Raw genomic sequence first — 19,834 nt, forward strand, 5'->3', positions numbered from 1 at the left:
AGCAATCAATGCAGAGTAGATTGTAATATTTCTTCTAATTTAACTCCAACAGTAGACTTCAAAGTTAAGAAAAGAGATCCAGTTGTACCAGCCGTGAAACGAGCTTTTACTAATTTATATGCTTCCGGAGATAATGCTACATAACCTGTTTCAGGAACCAATGTTGCTGCGTTGTCAATGTAGAAATTCACATATTTTGTAACTTCCGGTCTTGCAGCCGAAGTTTTGTTTATATAAATCAACAATGGTCTGGATAATGGCTGGTATGTACCGTTTTCAATCGTTTCTTTAGAAGGAGCAATAGCACCTTTACCATTTGCATCATTTTTATCATCCAAAGCAACCAGTTTCAGTTTATCCTGGTTTTCAAAGTAGTACGCATAACCAAAGTAACCCAAAGAATATTTATCGCCGGATACCCCGCTTACCAAACCATTATCATCTTCGCTTGCTGTATAGTCTGTTCTACAGGATCTTGCTTCACCTACAATAGCTTCTGTGAAATAATCAAATGTACCAGACTCTGTGCCGGCACCGTATAAGTTTATTTTTTCATGCGGCCAGCCAGCACGTACCTGATCCCAGTGGGTGATTGTGCCTTTAGCAGCCGGTTCCCAGATTTTCTTTAATTCTTCAACAGTCAGGTGGTCTACCCAGGTATTTTCCTTGCTTACTACCACTGCCAAACCATCGTATGCGATCGGAATTTCAAGGTACTGAATATTGTTTTTTGCGCAATCTGCATCTTCCGTTGCTTTAATCGGTCTGGAAGCTCCTGTAACATCAATCTCATTACGGATGAACTTTTTGAAACCAGCGCCTGTACCGGATGCGTTTGCTGTTATTTTTACAGAAGGGTTTTCAATTTCAAACTCTTCTGAAACCGCTTCAGAAATAGGATAAACTGTAGAAGAACCATCTACTTTGATAGCTGCTTCACTTGCTGTAGAATCTGTACCTTCAGACTTCTGATTTTTGCTGCCGCAAGCAAATAACATGCTGGAAGCAAATACGATAAAGACGATTTTTTTCATTTTATGAATAATAGAATTGGTGATACACGGAACATGAATGTACCTAACCCATAGAACGGGCGCAAGTTAAGTACTATATTTTACTTTAAATATTATTTAATTGTAAAGTTGGTGTTTTAATCGTTGAATGGAGGCCGGAAACGAATAAAACGCCTCATTTTGTTATAGCTAGGTGTTTCTCTTACTGAACAAAACGACTGGTTGAATGCGGGGGATTTGAAATAAGAAATGCTACCAAACTCTGTCTGGTAGCATTTCTTTTTATGTTTTTATTTTTCCGGATGCGGGAATTTCGGTTCGTCCTGAGGCTTCCTTCCGTTTTTCTTAAATAAGGTATGGAATTCATCAAAGATCACATAGATTGTGTAGGCCGTGTTCGCTTCCACGTTTCTCTTTCCATAAGAAACTGTTGGCTGTGTAGGCACCTGATCAATATTATATAAGAAGTTCACCTGGTAAGTGATACCTGCTTCCACACGGATCGGATATTGTGTTGGCAATTTCCAGCCAACCAATGCCACCGTTCTGTTCTGGTTCAGCATTTTGTTTACTTCAATGCTCTTACCCATGGCGATGAACAATTCGTTCCATGCATTCAGATAAATTGTGTTTTTCTGCATTTTAGCGCTGTTCAGCAATAACTGAGCGCGGATCTGCCAACGGAATCTTCCCTGGTGGCTGCTGCCGTTCCCAGAACCAATGTTGTTTGGATAGAAGCTGTAGCCCTGGCCTAAATCTTCCATAAAATACGTTGACTGGCTTCTGTTGCCAATGTATCTGAATTCGTATCTGTAACGGTTTGAGAATAATAAACGACCGAGCTGGCTGTTTACTGTTATCTGCGGACAGATCCGGAATTCAGGATAAACAGCTTGCCCCTGATCTTTTCCATCTACTTTGTAAACACTCCCTTCCTGGGGTGGTGTCCATGTGATCCAATAGCCAATAGGGGATAAAGAAAAACGAAGTTTTTTAGGAATTACCCAATAGTGGATCCAGGGTCTTAATACTTGCTGGTATGGGTTTTTGAAAATATTTCCGTGGTTACCACCTTCAATGTAACTGGCATCTGCCATTCTGCGGTATTGATAATCAATCTGATACTGCCATCTCTGCAATGAATCAATAGAACCGTTTATGTTGTATTCTGTCCAGAAAGAATTCCTATGGGTATAGGCTCTCGGGTGGGCCGCAAAATTTTGCGATGGAGTTGTTTGTGCATGGGCGCACAGCATTCCTGCAATAGTCAGTGCTACTGCTACAATAAGTTTTTTCATTTTTAATACGAGCTATTCGGGTGCAAAGCAACACTCCTATTATTACCTCAACATCACTCCAATGTTACCAAATTGTTAAGACGTATCGTATTATGCATGATTCCTTACATAAACAATTCATAGACAATTAATAAGGCGGTAATTTTAAGATAATACAACTTATATACATTTGCCCCTGAATAAAAATTAACCGTTTTTTAATTATGTCATTGATTACTTCAACCGGCCACTTTATAGATCTTCAGCTATTTGCCAACGACATACAGCTTGTCAATATTAAGGTTTACAACATTTTAGGAGAAAAAAAATTATCCCTTTGGGAAGAACTGAAAAAAGGTGAAAACAATCTGGTGATTAATGTTTCGGATCTTGCAAAGGGAACTTACCGGATAACGATTTCTTATCTGAATGAAAAACTGAAAGAAGAGCGTTTTACATTGTACTGATAGGATCATTCATTACAGCCACAAATCTGGATTCATTGGGGAAAACATAATCGTAGTTTGCTCTTTGCAGGTGGGCAATTTCAGATAAATTAAAATACGCGAATACAGGTTCACGCTCCTCTTTCATATAGGTGTATTCTTCCAGCATGGTCATGCCCTTAATTTGATTTTTTGCTTCATCAAATTCATATAAACGGAATGAAGACAGCTTGATGTTGCCATTATAAAGCGTTATGTTCAAAGCAATGTGGGGCCTTTTCATTGTTTGTTTCTTTATAATGTCTTTCAGTTTGTTTTTTATCTCAGCCTGCTGCATACTCATATGTTCTTTTTAATGTTCAATGCCGGGGAAGCTTTTACATCATCAAATGCCGCGTAGCGCGGTTTATAAATGGTTACATCTTTATTAGAAAGACGCGCCATGTTTTCAAACACAAACAATGGATCATCTGCATCTTCAGTTGTGTCGCGGTCTTCATCAAACGCCTGGTTGTAATAGATGAGTTTCCAGTCGCCGTGAATCGTTTCAACCAATGCCGAAAGGGTTTCAACCCAGTCGCCGGAATTCAGGTATTCTACACCATTATATTCTTTGATTGCAGGCTGATGAATGTGCCCGCAGATCACACCATCACATTTTCTCGAACGTGCCAGTTCAGCAAGTTCCATTTCAAAATCAGAAATATAAGATACAGCCGATTTTACTTTCTGCTTCACTACCTGTGACAACGAGTAATAGGGCAATCCGCGCTTAACACGATAGTTGTTGTAATGTTTGTTGATCCACAATAAGAATGTATAGCCTACATCGCCAAGTTTGGCGATCCACTTCAGTTTTGTAGTAACGGTATCAAACACATCCCCGTGCACCACATAATACGATTTACCTGTTGCACCAACATGTATGTACTCTCTATCGATATGAATATTCCCAAAAGAAAGTGGCAAAACAGTATCTAAAAAATCATCGTGATTCCCTCTCAAATAGTATACTTTTGTTTTATGCTGTTCGGTCATTTTAATAACTCTTCTGAAAAAACGTGTATGCGATTTTTTCCATTTTCCGTATTTCTGCAGCTGCCAGCCATCAATAATATCACCGTTTAAAAGTAAGGTGTCACAAGTGTGGTTCTTTAAAAAATTAGACACCTCTTTTGCCTTCGATCCCGAAGTTCCCAGGTGAATATCTGAAAGCACTATTGTTCTGTAGTGAGTTTTCATGATGTGCGTGTTTAGTAAATGTAAATAGAGCCGGCCATCACTTTTTACAAGCCTTACAAAAAAACAACTTTCGTGTAAGTTGGCCATTAGGCTTTTGTTATGATATTGTTACCAAACGCACAGGCGGGTAACAATATCATAATGCTGGGATAACACAGAGTATATACCTTACCTGTATTTTTATACTGTCAACGAAACGATTAATGCTATGTTGAAACTGTCTAAAAAACTCCTCGCGTATTTTCATCAGCTGATTGAAAATTACCTGATCAGCAGATGGGTAGAATTTTATTCTCCCTTTTGTGTGAGACCTTCTGCAACGCTCTAAAAACAAATAATGAAAATATTGTATGCCATACAAGGCACCGGCAACGGCCATTTAAGCCGGTCGATGGATATTGTGCCTATACTCCGGAAGAAAGGTGAAGTTGATGTGTTAGTAAGCGGAGTACAAGGCGATCTGTCGCTGCCCTTCCCGGTAAGATATCAATTCAAAGGCCTGAGTTTTATTTTCGGAAAGTCTGGTGGAGTGGACATGTACAACACCTTTGTAAAATTAAAATCAAAAAGATTATATAACGAAATCAAAGAATTGCCGATAGAAGAATATGATCTGGTAATTAATGATTTTGAACCGGTAAGCGCCTGGGCATGCTATGCAGCCAACAAGCCCTGCATTTCCCTGAGCCACCAGGCAGCTGTTATATCATCCAAATCCCCGAAACCAAGTAAGTTTGATCCGATCGGACAAATGGTGCTGCGTTATTACGCTCCTACCACCGATCAGTTCGGTTTCCATTTTGAACGTTACGGAAAAAATATTTTTACGCCTGTGATCCGCCAGCAGATCCGCTCGGCAGAGATCAGGGATCTCGGTCACTATACCGTGTATCTTCCTGCGTACGACGACGAGCGTATTTTGAAAACCTTGCTACGTTTTGAAAATGTTCAGTGGGAAGTTTTTTCCAAACACAATAAAAAACCAGTGATTGAGAAAAACGTTCGTATCGTACCTATTCAGAATGAATTGTTTGTAAAAAGCATGGCATCATCAACCGGCGTGATTTGCGGCGCTGGTTTTGAAACGCCCGCCGAGGCGTTATTCATGGGTAAGAAATTACTTGTCGTGCCGATGAAAGGCCAATACGAACAGCATTGCAATGCCGCTGCCCTGAAGAAGCTTGGTGTCCCTGTGATCAAAAGTCTGAAAAAGAAACATACGTCAATCATCGAAGCCTGGCTGGCAAGCGATACCCGTATCGAAGTTGATTATCCGGATATAACCGAACGTATCATCGACCAGCTGCTGGCCAAATTCCTTCCTCAGGAAAACGATGGATTTGCGATCGCCAAAAAATGGGAAAAAGAACTTAAATAGGTAATCATGCTTCTTTCTGAATCAGCCCCGGAATTGCATATCAACCAGCAACAGCTGCGCGCTTATAAAAAACAATTGAATGCCGATTTCATCTGGGGCGTGTCAGCTTCTGCCTATCAGACAGAAGGGGCCTACAATACAGATGGCAAGGGGCCTTCCATCTGGGATACCTTTACCAACGAGCAGAAAAATAAAATAAAGGACAGGAAAAACGCGAATATCGCCTGCGATTTTTATTCCCGCTATGAAGATGATCTGTTGCTGATGAAATCGCTCGGAATAAATAATTTCAGGTTTTCCATTTCCTGGCCCCGCGTTATGCCTGCCGGTACAGGAGAAGTCAATGCCGCCGGGCTGGGCTTTTATGATCGCTTGATCGACCGCTGTCTGCATTATGGTATCACACCCTGGGTAACACTTTATCATTGGGATTTACCGCAAGCACTGGAAAACAAAGGCGGCTGGACCAACCGGCAGGTTGTAGGCTGGTTTACCGATTATGTCACTGTATGCGTTAAACATTTTAGCGACCGTGTAAAGCACTGGATGGTGATGAACGAACCGATGGTATTCGTCGGCGCCGGATATTTCCTGGGCCTGCATGCGCCGGGCAAACGTGGCATGAAAAACTTTTTACCTGCCATACACCACGCCGTATTAAGTATGTGTGAAGGCGCGCGCGCTATTAAAGCGATTGATCCGGATGCGGAAGTGGGTACAACCTTTTCCTGCTCGCACATTGAACCTTACCGCAATCTTGAAAAAGATCATGTGGCTGCATTCAAAGTAGACGCGCTACTGAACAGGATGTTCATAGAACCGGTGCTGGGCATGGGCTATCCGGTAGAAACACTCAAGCCTTTACAAAATATCACGCAGTACATCCTGCAAGGCGATGAATATAAAATGAAGTATGATTTTGATTTCATCGGCATTCAGAATTATACGCGCGAGTTTGTAAAACATTCCTGGTTCACACCGTATCTCAATGCCCGGCTGATTTCTGCTCCCAAACGAAAAGTTCCGCATACCTTAATGAATTGGGAAGTATATCCGGAATCCATCTACCAGATGATCAAAAAATTTGATGCGTATCCGGGTATTAAAAAAATTCTGATCACCGAAAACGGCGCTGCATTTGAAGACAAACACCACGATACGCTGATCACCGATCATATGCGTACTACTTATCTGCAGGAGCATATTGAACAGGTACTGCGGGCCAAGCAGGAAGGCGCTAAAGTAGAAGGTTATTTTGTGTGGACATGGACCGATAATTTTGAATGGGCAGAAGGCTATCACCCGCGTTTCGGTTTAATTTATACAGACTTCAATACACAAAAACGAATCATTAAAGAGTCTGGCTTATGGTATGGTGATTTCATCAATCAATAACCGTTTTCTATGCTCTGGCTATTAGCTGATTTCCTTTTATTGCATCTTTACCAATGTTAATAAAGCCCGCTGATTTTTATCAAAATCAGCTTTTTTCGCTTTGAAGTGTATAGTTTTATCTAAAATATAGTTTACCTTCGTAAAGATGTGTTTTAGAATTTAAGGCTATTTCTTTAGGCGCATTTTACCCCTTGTAATGTATTTATTTGCCCACCATTCAGTATTCTTTATAATATGTTGCGATTAGATAAAACTGCAATTCAGACAGATGTTCACAAACTGTTCTATGGTTCGTCATCAGGTAAACTCTGGGAAGGCTCAGAGTGGCTTGAAACAAACGGACTTGGCGGATGGGCCGGCAGTACATTAAGCGGTTGTAATACACGCAGGTACCATGGACTTCTGGTTGCAGCGACCAAACCGCCAACCGAACGTATGGTATTGGTAAATAAACTGGATGAGATCATTGTTCTGAATGATGAATGGCTTCACCTGAATACAAATAAATACAGAGACGCTATTTCCCCGCAGGGTTTTATTCATATTTCTGAATTCAAAAAAGAGTTTTTTCCTGAATTTACCTTTGAAGTCAATGGCATAGTGATCCGAAAGACGGTTGTTATGATGCACGAAGAAAATACAACCGTAGTTATTTACAACGTGCTGCAGGCTCCTTCGGCTTTCACATTTAAATTACTGCCTCTTATTTCAGGAAGGGATTATCATTCGCTGCATAAAGCAAACGATACATTTGACCAGACCTGCACGTTTGAAAACGGTGTATTCAAAACACAACCGTATGCTACTTCTTCTGAAATTTTTATTTCTATCCCAAATGCTTCTTTACGCAAAGATCCGAACTGGTTCTACCATTTTGATTACGCGATCGAGCGCTACAGAGGACTGGAATGCGAAGAGGACCTTTTCAACCACGGGACTTTCTCATTAACAGTAAATGCCGGAGATTCTTTCGGTGTGATTCTTTCAACAACTGACCCGACAGGAAGAAACGCGTTTGACCTGTACGAACAGGAAAGACAACGCCGAGTTTCTCTATTGAACGGCAGAAATCTTAATTCAACCGTTGAACAACTAACATTATCTGCCAACCAGTTTGTGGTGCAGCGATCTGAATCTTTAAAGACCGTGATTGCCGGCTACCACTGGTTTACCGACTGGGGCCGGGACACCATGATCGCATTGCCTGGTTTGTGTTTAACAACCGGCAAGTTTGATGATGCAAGAAGAATTTTAAAAGCTTTTGCTGAAAGCGTGCAGAACGGTATGCTGCCAAACCGCTTTAAAGACGGGGACGAGGCGCCGGAATATAATAACGTTGACGGTACACTTTGGTTCTTTGTAGCCGTATACAGATACCTGCAGACTACACAGGACAGAAATTTTGTATTGAATGAAATACTTCCTGTTTTAAAAGATATTGTTGACTACCATTTCAAAGGCACGCTTTATAATATTAAAGTAGATGAAGATGGCTTGTTATATGCAGGTGAAGCCGGACAGCAGCTCACCTGGATGGATGCAAAGGTTGGCGACTGGGTGGTAACACCACGTATGGGCAAGCCCGTTGAAATACAGGCATTGTGGTACAACACACTGAAAATATTTGCGCACCTGCTGGATGCCAACTATCAATCACAAGATGCTGCATCGATCGAAGAAGCAGCGCATAAAGTGAAAGAAACATTCCTGAATCGTTTCTGGAATCAGGATGGTAATTACCTGTATGATTTGATTGATGAACATAACCAGCCGAATAATTCCATCCGTCCGAACCAGTTGTTTGCAATCAGCTTACCGTTCCAATTGCTTGAAGGCGAAAAAGCGCAGGCGGTTTTCAACTGTGTGGAAGAACACTTGTATACCCCGGTAGGCCTTCGCAGCTTGAGTCCGCATGACCACCACTATTACGGCGTATACCAGGGTGACTGGAAAAGACGTGATGCTTCTTACCACCAGGGTACTGTGTGGAGCTGGCTGTTGGGACCGTATGTAGACGTGATGATGAAAGTAAGCGGCGACCATGCATACCGTTTAAGCCAAACGGTGATTTATAATTTCGCATATCATCTGGAAGAAAGCTGCATCGGCAGTATCTCTGAGATCTTCGACGGTGATGCCCCCCATCATCCGCGCGGCTGTGTGGCACAGGCCTGGGGCGTAGCGGAAGTTTTACGCGTGATTGAAGAATACCATCTGTAAGTTCTACGTTTTACGTAATATGTTTTAAGATAAAAAGGTCCCGCTTCATGAGCGGGACTTTTTTGCTTGTGCAATCACTGTGAACGCATTCACCGTGGTCTGTTTTTACCGTGGTTGGTCTTTCGATCAACTACTTTTACTATGCCTAAGTAAAATCGCCCATGCTATTGTTCGACCCCGCTGGGGTCGATAGCTTTAAAAGCTCGCTTTCTATAAACCTTTGACTCCTCCGGAGTCAGTACGCATTATTCAGTTTCCTTAATTTTTATTCAGCACTCGCTAATTAATATTTTTATTAAAAGAATTTAAGCGGATGATTATTAGAAATGATTCCGAAGGAGTCAAAGGTTTATAGAAGAAGAAGAATAGAACATTCACAACCGACCCCAGTGGGGTCGCACAATATAATAAATGTATCTCCACCGCGGCGGAGCCACAGACCATGAAAAATAAAATTCCGCCTAGAATCAAAACAGATTGAAAAATAAAATTGTATTTTTAGATAACCGTATACCCAATCCTTGTTCCCTTGACCACTCAAAAGCATAAATCCGAAACGCTCTTACTCATAGGCTTTGTATTCAGCATGTTCATGTGGGGTTTAAGCTGGCCTTCTGGTAAAGTAGCGGCTGCTTATGGCGCATCCGTTACCATTGTGCTGATCCGTTACAGTGTTGTATTTATAAGCTTTCTGCCAATCTTCTTTTTCATGAAAGCAAGCATGGTTATTTCCAGGAAAGGATTCCTTCCATTACTTGCTGCAAGTCTATTGCTTTCCCTGTATACATTTTTATTTTTCTATGGATTAAAAAATGGTTTGGCTGGCGCCGGCGGTGTATTGGTAACTACAATGAATCCGATCATGGCATACGGCATCGGCTTGATCCTGAATAAAAAACGTCCGACGCGTAATGAAGCCATTGGTTTATTTATCGGATTGCTTGCAGGAGCTACATTGTTAAAAATCTGGGGAAACCTGAATGAGTTATTTGACTCGGGTAATTTATATTTTCTTTTGGCTGCATTTGTATGGGCAGTCATGAGTCGCATTACTTCAAAAGCTTATAATTACGGATCTTCCATGGGCTTTAGCTTATGGATGTATCTGGCGACGATTCTCATCATGCTTCCGTTGGTTGATTATACAGATCTCAACACAACGCTGCAAACAGCAGATCAATATTTCTGGTGGAACATTATCTTCAGTGCCGTTTTTGCAACCTCTCTTGCTACGACCTATTATTTTTATGCAACCACTACCTTAGGTCCGGAGAAAGCAAGCAGTTTTATTTTTCTGGTACCTGTATCCGCGGCTTTGTCTTCCTGGTTGTTCCTCGGTGAAGTACTGCACCTGCATACCATTATCGGCGGCATATTGGGTATAGCGGCAGTGTATATGATTAACAGGAAAAAGGTGTAGCATGCCAGCACTACTTTTTGATCTATTAAAAACGATTCTTGTTTATACATTGCTTTGTATCGCAACATCTTTAATGGCATCTATCATTATTCAATATTCCAGCTTTGACGAACAAGTTGCTTTCCTTCAATACAAACAAGGCTATCTGCACATCACAAGCTGGAAAATTGCATTCTACATACATGTCTTTACAAGTATTTTTTGTTTGATCGCCGGGTTTACACAATTTCCCCGATCAATACAAAAAGAGTTCCCCCGTGTACATAGATTCATCGGAAAAGTATATGTATTCAATATACTTGTGATCAATTTTCCTGCAGCTCTAATCATGGCATACTATGCGAATGGTATGCTGCCAACCAAAGCTGCATTTTTGATATTGGATTGCCTTTGGTTTTGGTTTACGCTAAAAGCCTTTCTTGATATTAAAAACAAAAATATCAGGAGCCATGAAAACAATATGATCCGCAGTTATGCACTTACATTTTCTGCTATTACACTTCGCACATGGAAACTGATTTTAACTGCGACAACAAGTATTGATCCGGAGTCTCTTTATATGATCAATGCATGGCTTGGGTTTGTACCCAACTTGCTTCTTGCCGAATATTATATCCGACTGAAAAATAAAAAATGATTATCTCCTGCTGAACCCGCCCGTTAATTCAGCCCAGACAAACAATATAATAATACCTATACCAAAAAGGCTCACAAAAAATAGTATAAAAGAAAGCAGCCCGGCAAATTTATTTTTTCCACTATTTAATATCCGGTACGCTTTCCAGGAAATATATAAAGAACTTAATATCGTTACGACAATTCCTATGAAGAAAAGAACAATGATCATATTTACAGGATTAAATTGGATATATTTTAATTTTTATCTTTAAGCAAATTTATGAGTCAACTAATAAAATCCAATGCAATCCATCGGGGAAGCAATGCTGCAAAATAATTCTTCATGGCTACGAATGTATCTGCACAAATTTTTTCATATGCAGCCTGATCGGCGCTTCTAAAATTCCTTTTGAAAGTGTAATGATGTAATCTACCCAATTCATAGTCATGTTTAGTATAAGCACGAATCGTTCTACGTGTAGAAAACAAAGAGGTTGTTATTAGCCTTCGTACATGCGCAATCTTCTCTGTACGGATGTAAGTTCATCCTGCATGGCATGCAACTTATTCAATAAATTAAATACCACATCAATGCCTTCAATATTCACATCCAGGTCGTTATGGAGGCGGATCATTTTTTCAACAGCACGGATCTGATCCTGATGGATATACGCAGCATTTTCAATAATATTTATTTCTACCAAACCGATTTCATTCAGCCCGTTTAAAAAAGCAACCTCTACCTGGTAACAGGTGCAGATGGTTTGTACCGGAATAAAGTTTTCAGTATTCATGCGTTCCTGAGTTTAGAGAGTTCCGTGAATAATTCCTTTTCTTTTTCTGTAAGATTCTTCGGTAGGGTAATGTTGTAGGTGATGTATAAATCGCCAAACTCACCCTCCTTTTTATATACAGGTAATCCCTTGCCTTTCAGTTTAACCTTTGTGCCATTTTGGGTTTCTGCTGCTACTTTTAATTTTGCTTTGCCATCAAATGTATCAACAATCAGCTCGCCGCCCAGTACAGCCTTATACAAATCCAAATCTACTGTCTGGTGCAGATCGTTGTTATCTATTTTGAATTTCGTCGTATTCTGTACAAAGATCTCAATCTGCAGGTCGCCCTTCGGTCCGCCATTGAGTCCATCGCCACCATACCCGGGAATCCGGATGGTTTGTCCGTCTTTGATCCCTGCAGGAATAGTGATCCGGATGTTTTTTCCATTAACGTTCAATTCACGTTTATGTGTATGATATACTTCTTTAATATCCAGATTAAGTTCTGCATACAGGTCAGCCCCTTTAAACTTCACGCTGCTACGCCCGCCGCGTGCGCCACCGCTGCCAAACATCGATTCAAAAAAATCTGAATAATCGCCTTCAAACGGATTACTTCCGGCCGATTGATTCGGCGGACGCTGGTAGCGTTGCTGCCCGGCATTTGCATAGGCATCGCCCTGTTTCCAGTTATCACCATAGGCATCGTATTTCTTCCGGTTTTCCGGGTTACTCAATACTTCGTTTGCTTCATTAACCTCCTTGAATTTCTGTTCAGCGGCTTTATCATTGGGGTTTACGTCCGGGTGATACTTGCGCGCCATTTTGCGATAGGCCTTTTTAATATCTGCTTCAGTAGCATTTTTATCAATACCAAGAATCTTGTAATAATCCATATATGCAATCCGGAATTTTAATGATATATAATTTCAGCATTTTGTTTTATTAAATCAAGTTTACTGGTAGGCAGAATGTTGTTGGTGCCGCCGCGGCGGACCGCATTACATTTTATCCCTAAAAATAAAGATTTCCGCAGGCGGAAATACCTACAACGGCTTCGAATCAAATATCCATAAACAAAAAAGTCCTGATGGTTTCCCACCAGGACTTTTAAAAATGATTTTAATCAACTATTTCATTTTTACCAGACGGATATTTTCCGTTGTATTATCAGTATACTGAATAAATACGGTGTAAATACCATCCAGGAATTCAGAACCGAATTCAATTGTTCCGGTTGAATAATAAAGTTGTTTCACAACGGCGCCATTTGAATTCAGAACCGTTACAGATGATGCCGGCGCTTTTAATGTAACCTTGAATACATCTGCAGAAGGGTTTGGTGCAACAACTGTTTTCACTTCTTCTACTGCATTTGTATTACCCGGACAAACAGAAATATTTTTACAGAACTGTTTGTACCATGGGGCAGCGCTGTAATTTACGCCAACACAAACCTGTCCGGCGGTAAAATAATACCCGTCTGTCAGGATTGCAGAGTATGGCTGGTTAGGAACCTGAATGACAGATTGTACAGAACCATTGTACCACCAGTTATAACCGGTTGCGTTTGTACGGTTGGTTGCGCTCAATACAAATGTTTGAGAAGCACCATTGTTGCCGCAGTTGCTGCCGATAATGTCTTCTGTTGAAGATGGCTGTACAGTGATCGTTACAGAAGCCGTTGTTGCCGCACCTTCATTATCTATAGCTTTAACGTTTATTGTATATGTACCGGATGCAATGTTTTGCCAGTAGAAGCTATATGGCATTGTAGCATCAGATCCTAATAAAGTTGTGCCATTGTAAAACTCCACGTTTGCAATTGTACCATCTGTATCGCTTGCATTCGCAACAATAACAATAGATGCCGGTGCTGTGATGATTGATGTGCTTTTCGGAGCTGTGATCTCAACAACAGGAGGTTGGTTTCCATTAACACCGCCCTGATAATCGAAGCTGATTACATCACCGAGTACAGAAACATTCGTGATACCATAGTAAGCAGGTAAGCCGCCAGGAGTTCCGTCAGCAAGGAAACAGGATGGGTTTGAAAAATCATCGAAACGTGTTCTGCTGTATGTTTCAGAAAATGCCGCTTCGTAAAGACTTCCGTTTACATCATTGGTGCCGTCTGGTCTGAAGATGTATACTTCTTCCGGACCATTGTTTGCGTTTCCAGAAATGTTCGGATTAACTCTGTAAATGATCAAACCTTCCTGTCCGCCTAATGCAGATTCATAGAAACCTTCTTTTTTTCTGTACTCCAGCATCAGGAACTGATCAGTGTTTGGAAGATTGATTCTGTAAGCGGAGTATGGAGCGCGTGATAGCGGAGCAAGGCTATATCTGCCGGGTGTAGTAATCACAGGAGTTGCGCTTGTCCAGTTTGCATAATGCTCCTTCATGTAAACACTCATGTGTCTTGGTGTATTCCAGTCGCCACTAGCCATCAAATCCCAGTCACCAACCGGATCGTGCGGATAGTCTGTATAGTGGTATAAATCCGGCGCCCCAAATGAGTGGAACAATTCGTGACAGATTACACCAACACCCAAAGCTTCAGAGAAGATAATGTTGTAATCCCATGCACGTTTGCCATTGATGGTTGCAGTTTCTGAGAACAATGCCCAACGGTGCGGCCATAGTAAGTCAGACCAGCCTTCGTTGTATCCATTGATCACAAAAACAATGTTATCAATATTACCATCATTGTCACCATCGATCAATAAATTTGCCGGCACCTGATTCTTCACTGCATTTACAGCATTAGCCAACAGTGTATGCTCACGTGTTGTTGCATCCGGGCTTGTATTGTTATAACCATCCGGCGCATCTTTTGTATAGTAGCTGCGCGGGTGTGTATCATGGTATGATACCGGATACGTGCCTGTAGATACCGGATAAAAAGTAGTCACCAGGTCAAGCTGGTTTGTAGATACTTCCTTATAAAAATCCCTTACAGACAATGAACCTATGGCATTAAATTTTGCATTTACATCAGCAAGCGGTACAGCGATTTCTGCCTGATCGCTGAAGCTGATGAAAATTACCAGGTTGTTGTACACTCCTGTTGCCGGGCGTACCGGTGCTGCTGCTGACACGCGGCTGTTCGATAAAGGTGCTGCCCGCTTAGTACGCAATGCTGCCGTCTTCGCCGCGACTTCCGCTTCAGATAAGTTTACGCCCGGCTGCAACCCTACTGATGCAGGATTTACCTGGCCGGCAATAAAAGCAGACGGCGTTAATTTTCCTGCAACCAGTGTCGCATACACATAATAACCAGTTGTGGGATTTTTAATGATGGTGTAATTGTTTGCATCGTGGTACCAGTTGTGGTATTCACTTCCGGTAGCAAGACAATTTAAGGTTGTTCCATCAGGTTGTTTTAATTTTACAGGTACATTTTCCATGTAAGACGCCTGCACCGAAAGCGACAATAAGAGCATGAAAATAAATGAAGCCAGTCCATACCGGACATTCATTGCGGAAAATTTCTTTTTCATAGTTTAAAAGATTAAAGGTTATAAAATTAAACGGTTGTAAAAAGTATAAAATACAAATGCATACAACTGTTGATTGTATATGAACAAAAATATTCATTCCCTTTGGGATAATTTTCCTTAATATGTAAACGGTCGTATTTGAATGATGAATGGTATTGAAAAAATTAGTGACCGGCATGTTTAACATATGTTAAACATGTTGGCACATTTAATAAGTATGTCTTGATCATTTCGCTATGAACAAGCATTGGCAAGGCATATAGAGCATATACAATAAAAGGTTTTCACTGAATGCCTTGCTTCTAATAATCCTTTCAAGGTTATGAAAACCTTGAAGGGATTATTTGTTGAAGAGTTTTTTCTAACAAAATCACAAGCTTAAATTAGTGCACAAAGCATGTATTATACAGAAAACTCTCCAAGGGTTAAAAACCCTTGGAGAGTTAAACAGCGAATAAAAGTTTTTGCTGTAAAAACGTTAAAGAATGTCGCCTACAAAAAACACATATCGTCCCTACGCGCAATACCTCCGGTATTGCGCGTGTTTTATTTTTCATATTCTGCTATATCTATAAATATGTGACCCCGCAGAAGTCAGAGAAAACCCTTTCTGTAATGAGGCCTTAAAGATGTTCTTTGTTTAAGCAGGCTTCTTTTCTCTAACAAAAATTCTCCAGGGGTTTTAACCCTTGGAGAGTTAAATAGCCCACAAAGTGCCCTATACCTTATAAATTTTACAGAATAATCGTCCGGAATGTTAAATTGATTCTTGGAGTAGTAACCTTTTTTGTTTTGGGAAGACAATGTTGCCAGTTGGTTTGGGTTGCACCTTTCATAATCAATAAGCTTCCGTTTTCCAATAATTGCGAAACAGTATCTTTTGACACTTTATGTTTCAATGAAAATTTCCGTTCAGCGCCTAAGCTTAAAGATGCGATGCATGTATTCAGGCCCAGTGATTTTTCATCGTCGCTGTGCCAGGCCATTCCTTCATCTCCGTTATGATAGAGATTCAATAAACATGAATTAAATGTGTCGCCCGAAAGCTCTTCGATAAGTTGCTTCAATTCCAGCAGCTCTTTTGTCCAGGGTAGTGCTTCTTTGGTTGTGTTGGAATAAGTATAAGAAAAATTACTGTTGCCATACCAGGCAACTTTACGTTTGGTTATAATGTGTTTGCCATATATAATAGCTTCGTCATTTTTCCATTCAATGGTTTCAATCAAGGCATTATAATACTGCTCAGCTTTATCATGATTCATTACTTTTCCATAGTAGTGCACAATGCCATCAAACGGGAGCAAGTTGTCAGCAGACAGTAAACAGTGATCAGTTGTCAGTGGACAGTGGTCAGTTTGATTCGCTGTGAATTCTATTTTCTTCTCCATAATTTATATCTCAAACAACTGTCTACTGTTTTACTGTTTACTGTCTTTCGCTGCCTCCCAACCAATAATGGCTGCCTTTCTGGTTGGGCCCCACATATAACCGCCAAAATTTCCGCTTGCCTGTATTACGCGGTGACAAGGAATTAAAAATGCAATGGGATTACTACCGATGGCCGTACCTACAGCCCTCGATGCAGACGGTTTTTGAATCGCTGCGGCAATGCTGCCGTAAGTTGTTAAATTTCCGGAAGGGATTTTCAGCAAGGCATTCCAGACTTTAAGTTGAAAATCGGTTCCTTTCAAATGCAATTTAATTCTGTTTAAATCTTTCTTTTCCTGATTGAAAACTGCCAGCGCCTGTTTCTGATACACATCATTCGTCTGAATAAACGTTGCATTAGGAAAATGCTGTTGCAGATCTGTTAATGACTGTTCCTTTGATTCGATGAATGCCATGTAACAAACTCCTTTTGCTGTTGAAGCAACAAGTACTTCTCCGAAAATGGTTTGTGAAAAATCATAGTGAATACTGAGTGCCTTTCCTCCGTTCTTATATTCACCGGGCGTCATGCCTTCAATGGTAACAAACAGATCGTGCAGTCTGCCGGTGCCGGAAAGCCCGGCAGATTCAGCTACTTCAGACAAGGAAACGTTTGTATTTTTCAGTATTTCCTTGGCGTGTTCGATGCTGATAAACTGCAGGAATTTTTTTGGACTCACGCCGGCCCATTCTGTAAATAAACGTTGGAAATGAAAAGGGCTTACATGAACCTCTCCTGCGATTTCATCCAGTCCGGGCTGATTTTTATAGTTCGCCTGTATGTATTCAATTGCTTCGGCAATACGCTGGTAGTTTACCTGTTCCTGTTCGTTCATAGCATTGATCTTTGCATACAAAAATACGGTGTTCTGATTTATAATAAAATCCGAAACTTGCTATGTTGGATCAACGGCAGCAAAAAAGTTTTAAAAAGATTTTCCGTGCGTAAGACCAATGATCTTTTGTGTCACTCCGGGCATTTTATTCAAGGCTTTTAATACCAAATGTGTTGTATTCTTTTTACCGAAAAGGCTTTGTAAATAATACCCCGCCTGGATACGCAGTTTGAACTGATCATTCCATGCCAGTGCATAGGCATGGATCAAGGCTTCTTTCGAAACGTCTTCCTTAAAAAAGCTGACAAGCAGCTGTGCCAGTATGTTGGAAGCACGCAAACCCATACTCATGCCATTCCCACACAATGGTGTAATGGAACCTGCCGCATCGCCCAGCAGAAAAATTCCGTTTTCATACGTACTTTTTTTATGAAACGTAACATTACTGATCACTATAGGTTCTTCAAACAGGAATTCTGCTTCCGTAAATATTTTTTTTAAGAATGGATTTTTATGTAATACTTTTTCTTCCAGCTTCTTTATATTGTTCCCTGCTAGCTTTAACTGATCGGACGTTGCCAGGTAACACAAGCAATACACACCTGCCTCTACTTTTGAAATGCCGCAGTAGCCTCCTTCAAAATTATGCAGTTCTATTTTATTGTCAGGAAAATTAATTTTGATGTGATATTTCACACCTATATAATTGATGTTCTTCTTCAACTCCTGCGTATTACGGGCAAATGAAGGTGTATATTTTCCGTAGCTGCCGCAAACAATCTGCGCAGCGTACGTTCCCTGTGCGGTTTTAATAAGCGTGATGCGATCCGACTGTTGCTTCACGTCCTCTACCTTACAATTTTCAAGTATTGTTACACCTTTCTGTCTTGCAAGCACGCACAACTCTTTGTCTAAAGTAAAACGACTGATCCCGAAACCACCTGACACCAGCGGTGCATGCAGCATAAATCCTTTTTCAGAACTGATACCCACTTCGTGGATCATTGGCAAGTTCATCTCTGCAAGCGGCAATCCTAATTCAATCAAAAAATTCCAGCTCTCCATGGAAATATATTCGCCACAGACTTTATGAAAAGGATAGGTATTTTTTTCGAACACAATGGTTTTAATACCTGCGTCTGCCAGCTGAATGGCAAGACTCAGTCCGGCAACACCGCCGCCAATAACGGCGCAGGAATAGTTCTCAGGACTTGTTTCCATATACAATGACCTGGTGCCGGAAGGCCCATTTATTTTTTACTGTGTAATATACTGCTCCTGCCTTTGCGAGAATATCCAGCCATTCTCTTTTTTTAAATCCCCGTGCAACCGATAAAGGTGCATCATTTTTAACGAGGTGTGATTTAGAGAACAATCGTGTGAGCAGTTTTATAGAATGATATGCAATGATGTTCCGCTCGAGATCATTGATGACCAGAATGGCTTTATGCTTCAATGCAAATGTAACCAGTTCTATGAGCTGGATTTCATCCAAATGATGGCAGAATAAACACGCATGGATGATATCAACGTGTTCTTCATAATTGTAAAGACATCTGTAATCATCGCAGATATAACGTATCGGCAGCCCTGCGGTATTCTGCTCTGCATATTCAATACATACCGGTTTGATATCAATACCCAGGAGAGAAATATTTTTCCCGGCACGTTTATTCCACTTATAAATATATTTCAGCGCATCACCACCGCCGCAGCCTATATCAACCAGCGTATAATGTTTTTGATCCTGTACAATTGTTTTCAATGCCGACAAGCTGATGTTATACCCGCCCAGTAAAGTGTTAATCGTATCAAGTTCTTTTAAATTACGAAACAAATCCGGTGCAGGCATGTTGTCGCCGTCTAATAATTCTTTTGTATGACTTCTGAATTTAAGCATATACCAGTTTAACGGTTTCAATGCTCAGGCCCGGTCCGAATGCAGCCGTAAAAATTGATTTGCCTTTCTGCATCTGCTTATTATTTTCCAACACCTGCTTCAGTACAAACAATACCGTTGGCGAAGACATATTGCCATATTCGCTTAACACATTATACGATGCGGAGAGTTTATCCCTGCCGAGCCCCAGTGCATCACAAAAACCATCAATGATTTTTTTGCCGCCCGGGTGCACAGCCCAGTAGTCGATGGTGTCGGCCTGCACATGCACATCCTCCAGCATTTTTTTAATATTGCCATTGATCAGGTCCGAAACATACGTTGTAAGATTCATCCTGAAACCGGTTTCGGATAGCTGCCAGGCCATGTCATTATAACC

18 protein-coding genes are annotated in these 19,834 nt (G+C 40.9%); 6 read left to right on the forward strand and 12 right to left on the reverse strand.

Features of this window, described 5'->3' with window-relative positions; all coding sequences use genetic code 11:
* Positions 1–5: 5 nt before the first annotated feature.
* Positions 6–1,034, reverse strand: a complete 1,029-nt coding sequence (locus ACTHJT_RS09320) for a PstS family phosphate ABC transporter substrate-binding protein (RefSeq protein ID WP_440237754.1) — start codon at positions 1,032–1,034, stop codon at positions 6–8.
* A 269-nt stretch (positions 1,035–1,303) separates the two neighbouring features.
* A complete protein-coding gene (locus ACTHJT_RS09325) occupies positions 1,304–2,311 on the reverse strand; it encodes a DUF2490 domain-containing protein (protein ID WP_440237755.1) in 1,008 nt (335 codons plus the stop codon).
* 203 nt (positions 2,312–2,514) lie between these two features.
* On the opposite strand from ACTHJT_RS09325, the gene ACTHJT_RS09330 reads away from it, so the two are divergent.
* Entirely contained in the window at positions 2,515–2,757 is a 243-nt protein-coding gene (locus ACTHJT_RS09330; protein WP_440237756.1) for a T9SS type A sorting domain-containing protein, read from the forward strand.
* Here ACTHJT_RS09330 and ACTHJT_RS09335 read toward each other — a convergent pair.
* The gene (locus tag ACTHJT_RS09335) at positions 2,744–3,019 is read right to left on the reverse strand and encodes a hypothetical protein (protein WP_440237757.1); all 276 of its coding nucleotides are present in this window, start codon (positions 3,017–3,019) and stop codon (positions 2,744–2,746) included. The genes ACTHJT_RS09330 and ACTHJT_RS09335 overlap by 14 nt on opposite strands.
* A 56-nt stretch (positions 3,020–3,075) precedes the next feature.
* Positions 3,076–3,978 (reverse strand): UDP-2,3-diacylglucosamine diphosphatase, encoded by a 903-nt coding sequence (locus tag ACTHJT_RS09340; RefSeq protein ID WP_440237758.1) that lies wholly within the window; start codon positions 3,976–3,978, stop codon positions 3,076–3,078.
* A gap of 337 nt (positions 3,979–4,315) precedes the next feature.
* Between ACTHJT_RS09340 and ACTHJT_RS09345 the strand changes: the two genes are divergently transcribed.
* The 5 genes from ACTHJT_RS09345 to ACTHJT_RS09365 all read left to right on the forward strand — a co-directional run bounded on the left by ACTHJT_RS09345 (position 4,316) and on the right by ACTHJT_RS09365 (position 11,028).
* A complete protein-coding gene (locus ACTHJT_RS09345) occupies positions 4,316–5,356 on the forward strand; it encodes a glycosyltransferase family protein (protein WP_440237759.1) in 1,041 nt (346 codons plus the stop codon).
* 6 nt (positions 5,357–5,362) lie between these two features.
* On the forward strand, positions 5,363–6,751 hold the full coding sequence (locus ACTHJT_RS09350) for a GH1 family beta-glucosidase (protein WP_440237760.1): 1,389 nt from the start codon (positions 5,363–5,365) through the stop codon (positions 6,749–6,751).
* A 234-nt stretch (positions 6,752–6,985) separates the two neighbouring features.
* Positions 6,986–8,971 carry an amylo-alpha-1,6-glucosidase gene (locus tag ACTHJT_RS09355; RefSeq protein ID WP_440237761.1) on the forward strand — a complete coding sequence of 662 codons (1,986 nt, stop codon included), beginning with the start codon at positions 6,986–6,988 and terminating at the stop codon, positions 8,969–8,971.
* 529 nt (positions 8,972–9,500) lie between these two features.
* Positions 9,501–10,391, forward strand: coding sequence for a DMT family transporter (locus ACTHJT_RS09360; protein ID WP_440237762.1), 891 nt, complete (start codon positions 9,501–9,503; stop codon positions 10,389–10,391).
* Between the two features lies 1 nt (position 10,392).
* Positions 10,393–11,028: a DUF2306 domain-containing protein gene (locus ACTHJT_RS09365; protein ID WP_440237763.1), complete on the forward strand. Its 636-nt coding sequence runs from the start codon at positions 10,393–10,395 to the stop codon at positions 11,026–11,028.
* A gap of 481 nt (positions 11,029–11,509) precedes the next feature.
* Here ACTHJT_RS09365 and ACTHJT_RS09370 read toward each other — a convergent pair whose 3' ends face one another.
* From ACTHJT_RS09370 to ACTHJT_RS09405, 8 genes are all read right to left on the reverse strand, one after another.
* A complete protein-coding gene (locus tag ACTHJT_RS09370; RefSeq protein WP_440237764.1) occupies positions 11,510–11,803 on the reverse strand; it encodes a chaperone modulator CbpM in 294 nt (97 codons plus the stop codon).
* Positions 11,800–12,681, reverse strand: coding sequence for a DnaJ C-terminal domain-containing protein (locus tag ACTHJT_RS09375; RefSeq protein ID WP_440237765.1), 882 nt, complete (start codon positions 12,679–12,681; stop codon positions 11,800–11,802). Before ACTHJT_RS09375 ends, ACTHJT_RS09370 begins: the two co-directional genes overlap by 4 nt.
* Positions 12,682–12,915: 234 nt before the next feature.
* Positions 12,916–15,291: a M6 family metalloprotease domain-containing protein gene (locus ACTHJT_RS09380; RefSeq protein ID WP_440237766.1), complete on the reverse strand. Its 2,376-nt coding sequence runs from the start codon at positions 15,289–15,291 to the stop codon at positions 12,916–12,918.
* A 734-nt stretch (positions 15,292–16,025) separates the two neighbouring features.
* The gene (locus tag ACTHJT_RS09385) at positions 16,026–16,679 is read right to left on the reverse strand and encodes an alpha-ketoglutarate-dependent dioxygenase AlkB family protein (protein WP_440237767.1); all 654 of its coding nucleotides are present in this window, start codon (positions 16,677–16,679) and stop codon (positions 16,026–16,028) included.
* A 30-nt stretch (positions 16,680–16,709) separates the two neighbouring features.
* Positions 16,710–17,555, reverse strand: coding sequence for a bifunctional helix-turn-helix domain-containing protein/methylated-DNA--[protein]-cysteine S-methyltransferase (locus tag ACTHJT_RS09390; protein ID WP_440237768.1), 846 nt, complete (start codon positions 17,553–17,555; stop codon positions 16,710–16,712).
* Positions 17,556–17,645: 90 nt separating this feature from the next.
* Positions 17,646–18,776, reverse strand: a complete 1,131-nt coding sequence (locus tag ACTHJT_RS09395; RefSeq protein ID WP_440237769.1) for an NAD(P)/FAD-dependent oxidoreductase — start codon at positions 18,774–18,776, stop codon at positions 17,646–17,648.
* Positions 18,760–19,455, reverse strand: a complete 696-nt coding sequence (locus ACTHJT_RS09400) for a methyltransferase domain-containing protein (protein ID WP_440237770.1) — start codon at positions 19,453–19,455, stop codon at positions 18,760–18,762. Before ACTHJT_RS09400 ends, ACTHJT_RS09395 begins: the two co-directional genes overlap by 17 nt.
* The coding region (locus tag ACTHJT_RS09405; protein WP_440237771.1) for a 3-oxoacyl-[acyl-carrier-protein] synthase III C-terminal domain-containing protein at positions 19,448–19,834 on the reverse strand (387 nt) is incomplete at its 5' end. The genes ACTHJT_RS09405 and ACTHJT_RS09400, both read right to left, overlap by 8 nt.

Origin of the sequence: Cytophaga sp. (genome assembly GCF_051961495.1) — a bacterium.
GTDB lineage: Bacteria > Bacteroidota > Bacteroidia > Cytophagales > Cytophagaceae > Cytophaga.

Bases quoted from the DNA above. Each gene is read 5' to 3' on its own strand.
- ACTHJT_RS09320 (WP_440237754.1), bottom strand. From the start codon at position 1,034: ATGAAAAAAATCGTCTTTATCGTATTTGCTTCCAGCATGTTATTTGCT.
- ACTHJT_RS09325 (WP_440237755.1), bottom strand. From the start codon at position 2,311: ATGAAAAAACTTATTGTAGCAGTAGCACTGACTATTGCAGGAATGCTG.
- ACTHJT_RS09330 (WP_440237756.1), top strand. From the start codon at position 2,515: ATGTCATTGATTACTTCAACCGGCCACTTTATAGATCTTCAGCTATTT.
- ACTHJT_RS09335 (WP_440237757.1), bottom strand. From the start codon at position 3,019: ATGAAAAGGCCCCACATTGCTTTGAACATAACGCTTTATAATGGCAAC.
- ACTHJT_RS09340 (WP_440237758.1), bottom strand. From the start codon at position 3,978: ATGAAAACTCACTACAGAACAATAGTGCTTTCAGATATTCACCTGGGA.
- ACTHJT_RS09345 (WP_440237759.1), top strand. From the start codon at position 4,316: ATGAAAATATTGTATGCCATACAAGGCACCGGCAACGGCCATTTAAGC.
- ACTHJT_RS09350 (WP_440237760.1), top strand. From the start codon at position 5,363: ATGCTTCTTTCTGAATCAGCCCCGGAATTGCATATCAACCAGCAACAG.
- ACTHJT_RS09355 (WP_440237761.1), top strand. From the start codon at position 6,986: ATGTTGCGATTAGATAAAACTGCAATTCAGACAGATGTTCACAAACTG.
- ACTHJT_RS09365 (WP_440237763.1), top strand. From the start codon at position 10,393: ATGCCAGCACTACTTTTTGATCTATTAAAAACGATTCTTGTTTATACA.
- ACTHJT_RS09370 (WP_440237764.1), bottom strand. From the start codon at position 11,803: ATGAATACTGAAAACTTTATTCCGGTACAAACCATCTGCACCTGTTAC.
- ACTHJT_RS09375 (WP_440237765.1), bottom strand. From the start codon at position 12,681: ATGGATTATTACAAGATTCTTGGTATTGATAAAAATGCTACTGAAGCA.
- ACTHJT_RS09380 (WP_440237766.1), bottom strand. From the start codon at position 15,291: ATGAAAAAGAAATTTTCCGCAATGAATGTCCGGTATGGACTGGCTTCA.
- ACTHJT_RS09385 (WP_440237767.1), bottom strand. From the start codon at position 16,679: ATGGAGAAGAAAATAGAATTCACAGCGAATCAAACTGACCACTGTCCA.
- ACTHJT_RS09390 (WP_440237768.1), bottom strand. From the start codon at position 17,555: ATGAACGAACAGGAACAGGTAAACTACCAGCGTATTGCCGAAGCAATT.
- ACTHJT_RS09395 (WP_440237769.1), bottom strand. From the start codon at position 18,776: ATGGAAACAAGTCCTGAGAACTATTCCTGCGCCGTTATTGGCGGCGGT.
- ACTHJT_RS09400 (WP_440237770.1), bottom strand. From the start codon at position 19,455: ATGCTTAAATTCAGAAGTCATACAAAAGAATTATTAGACGGCGACAAC.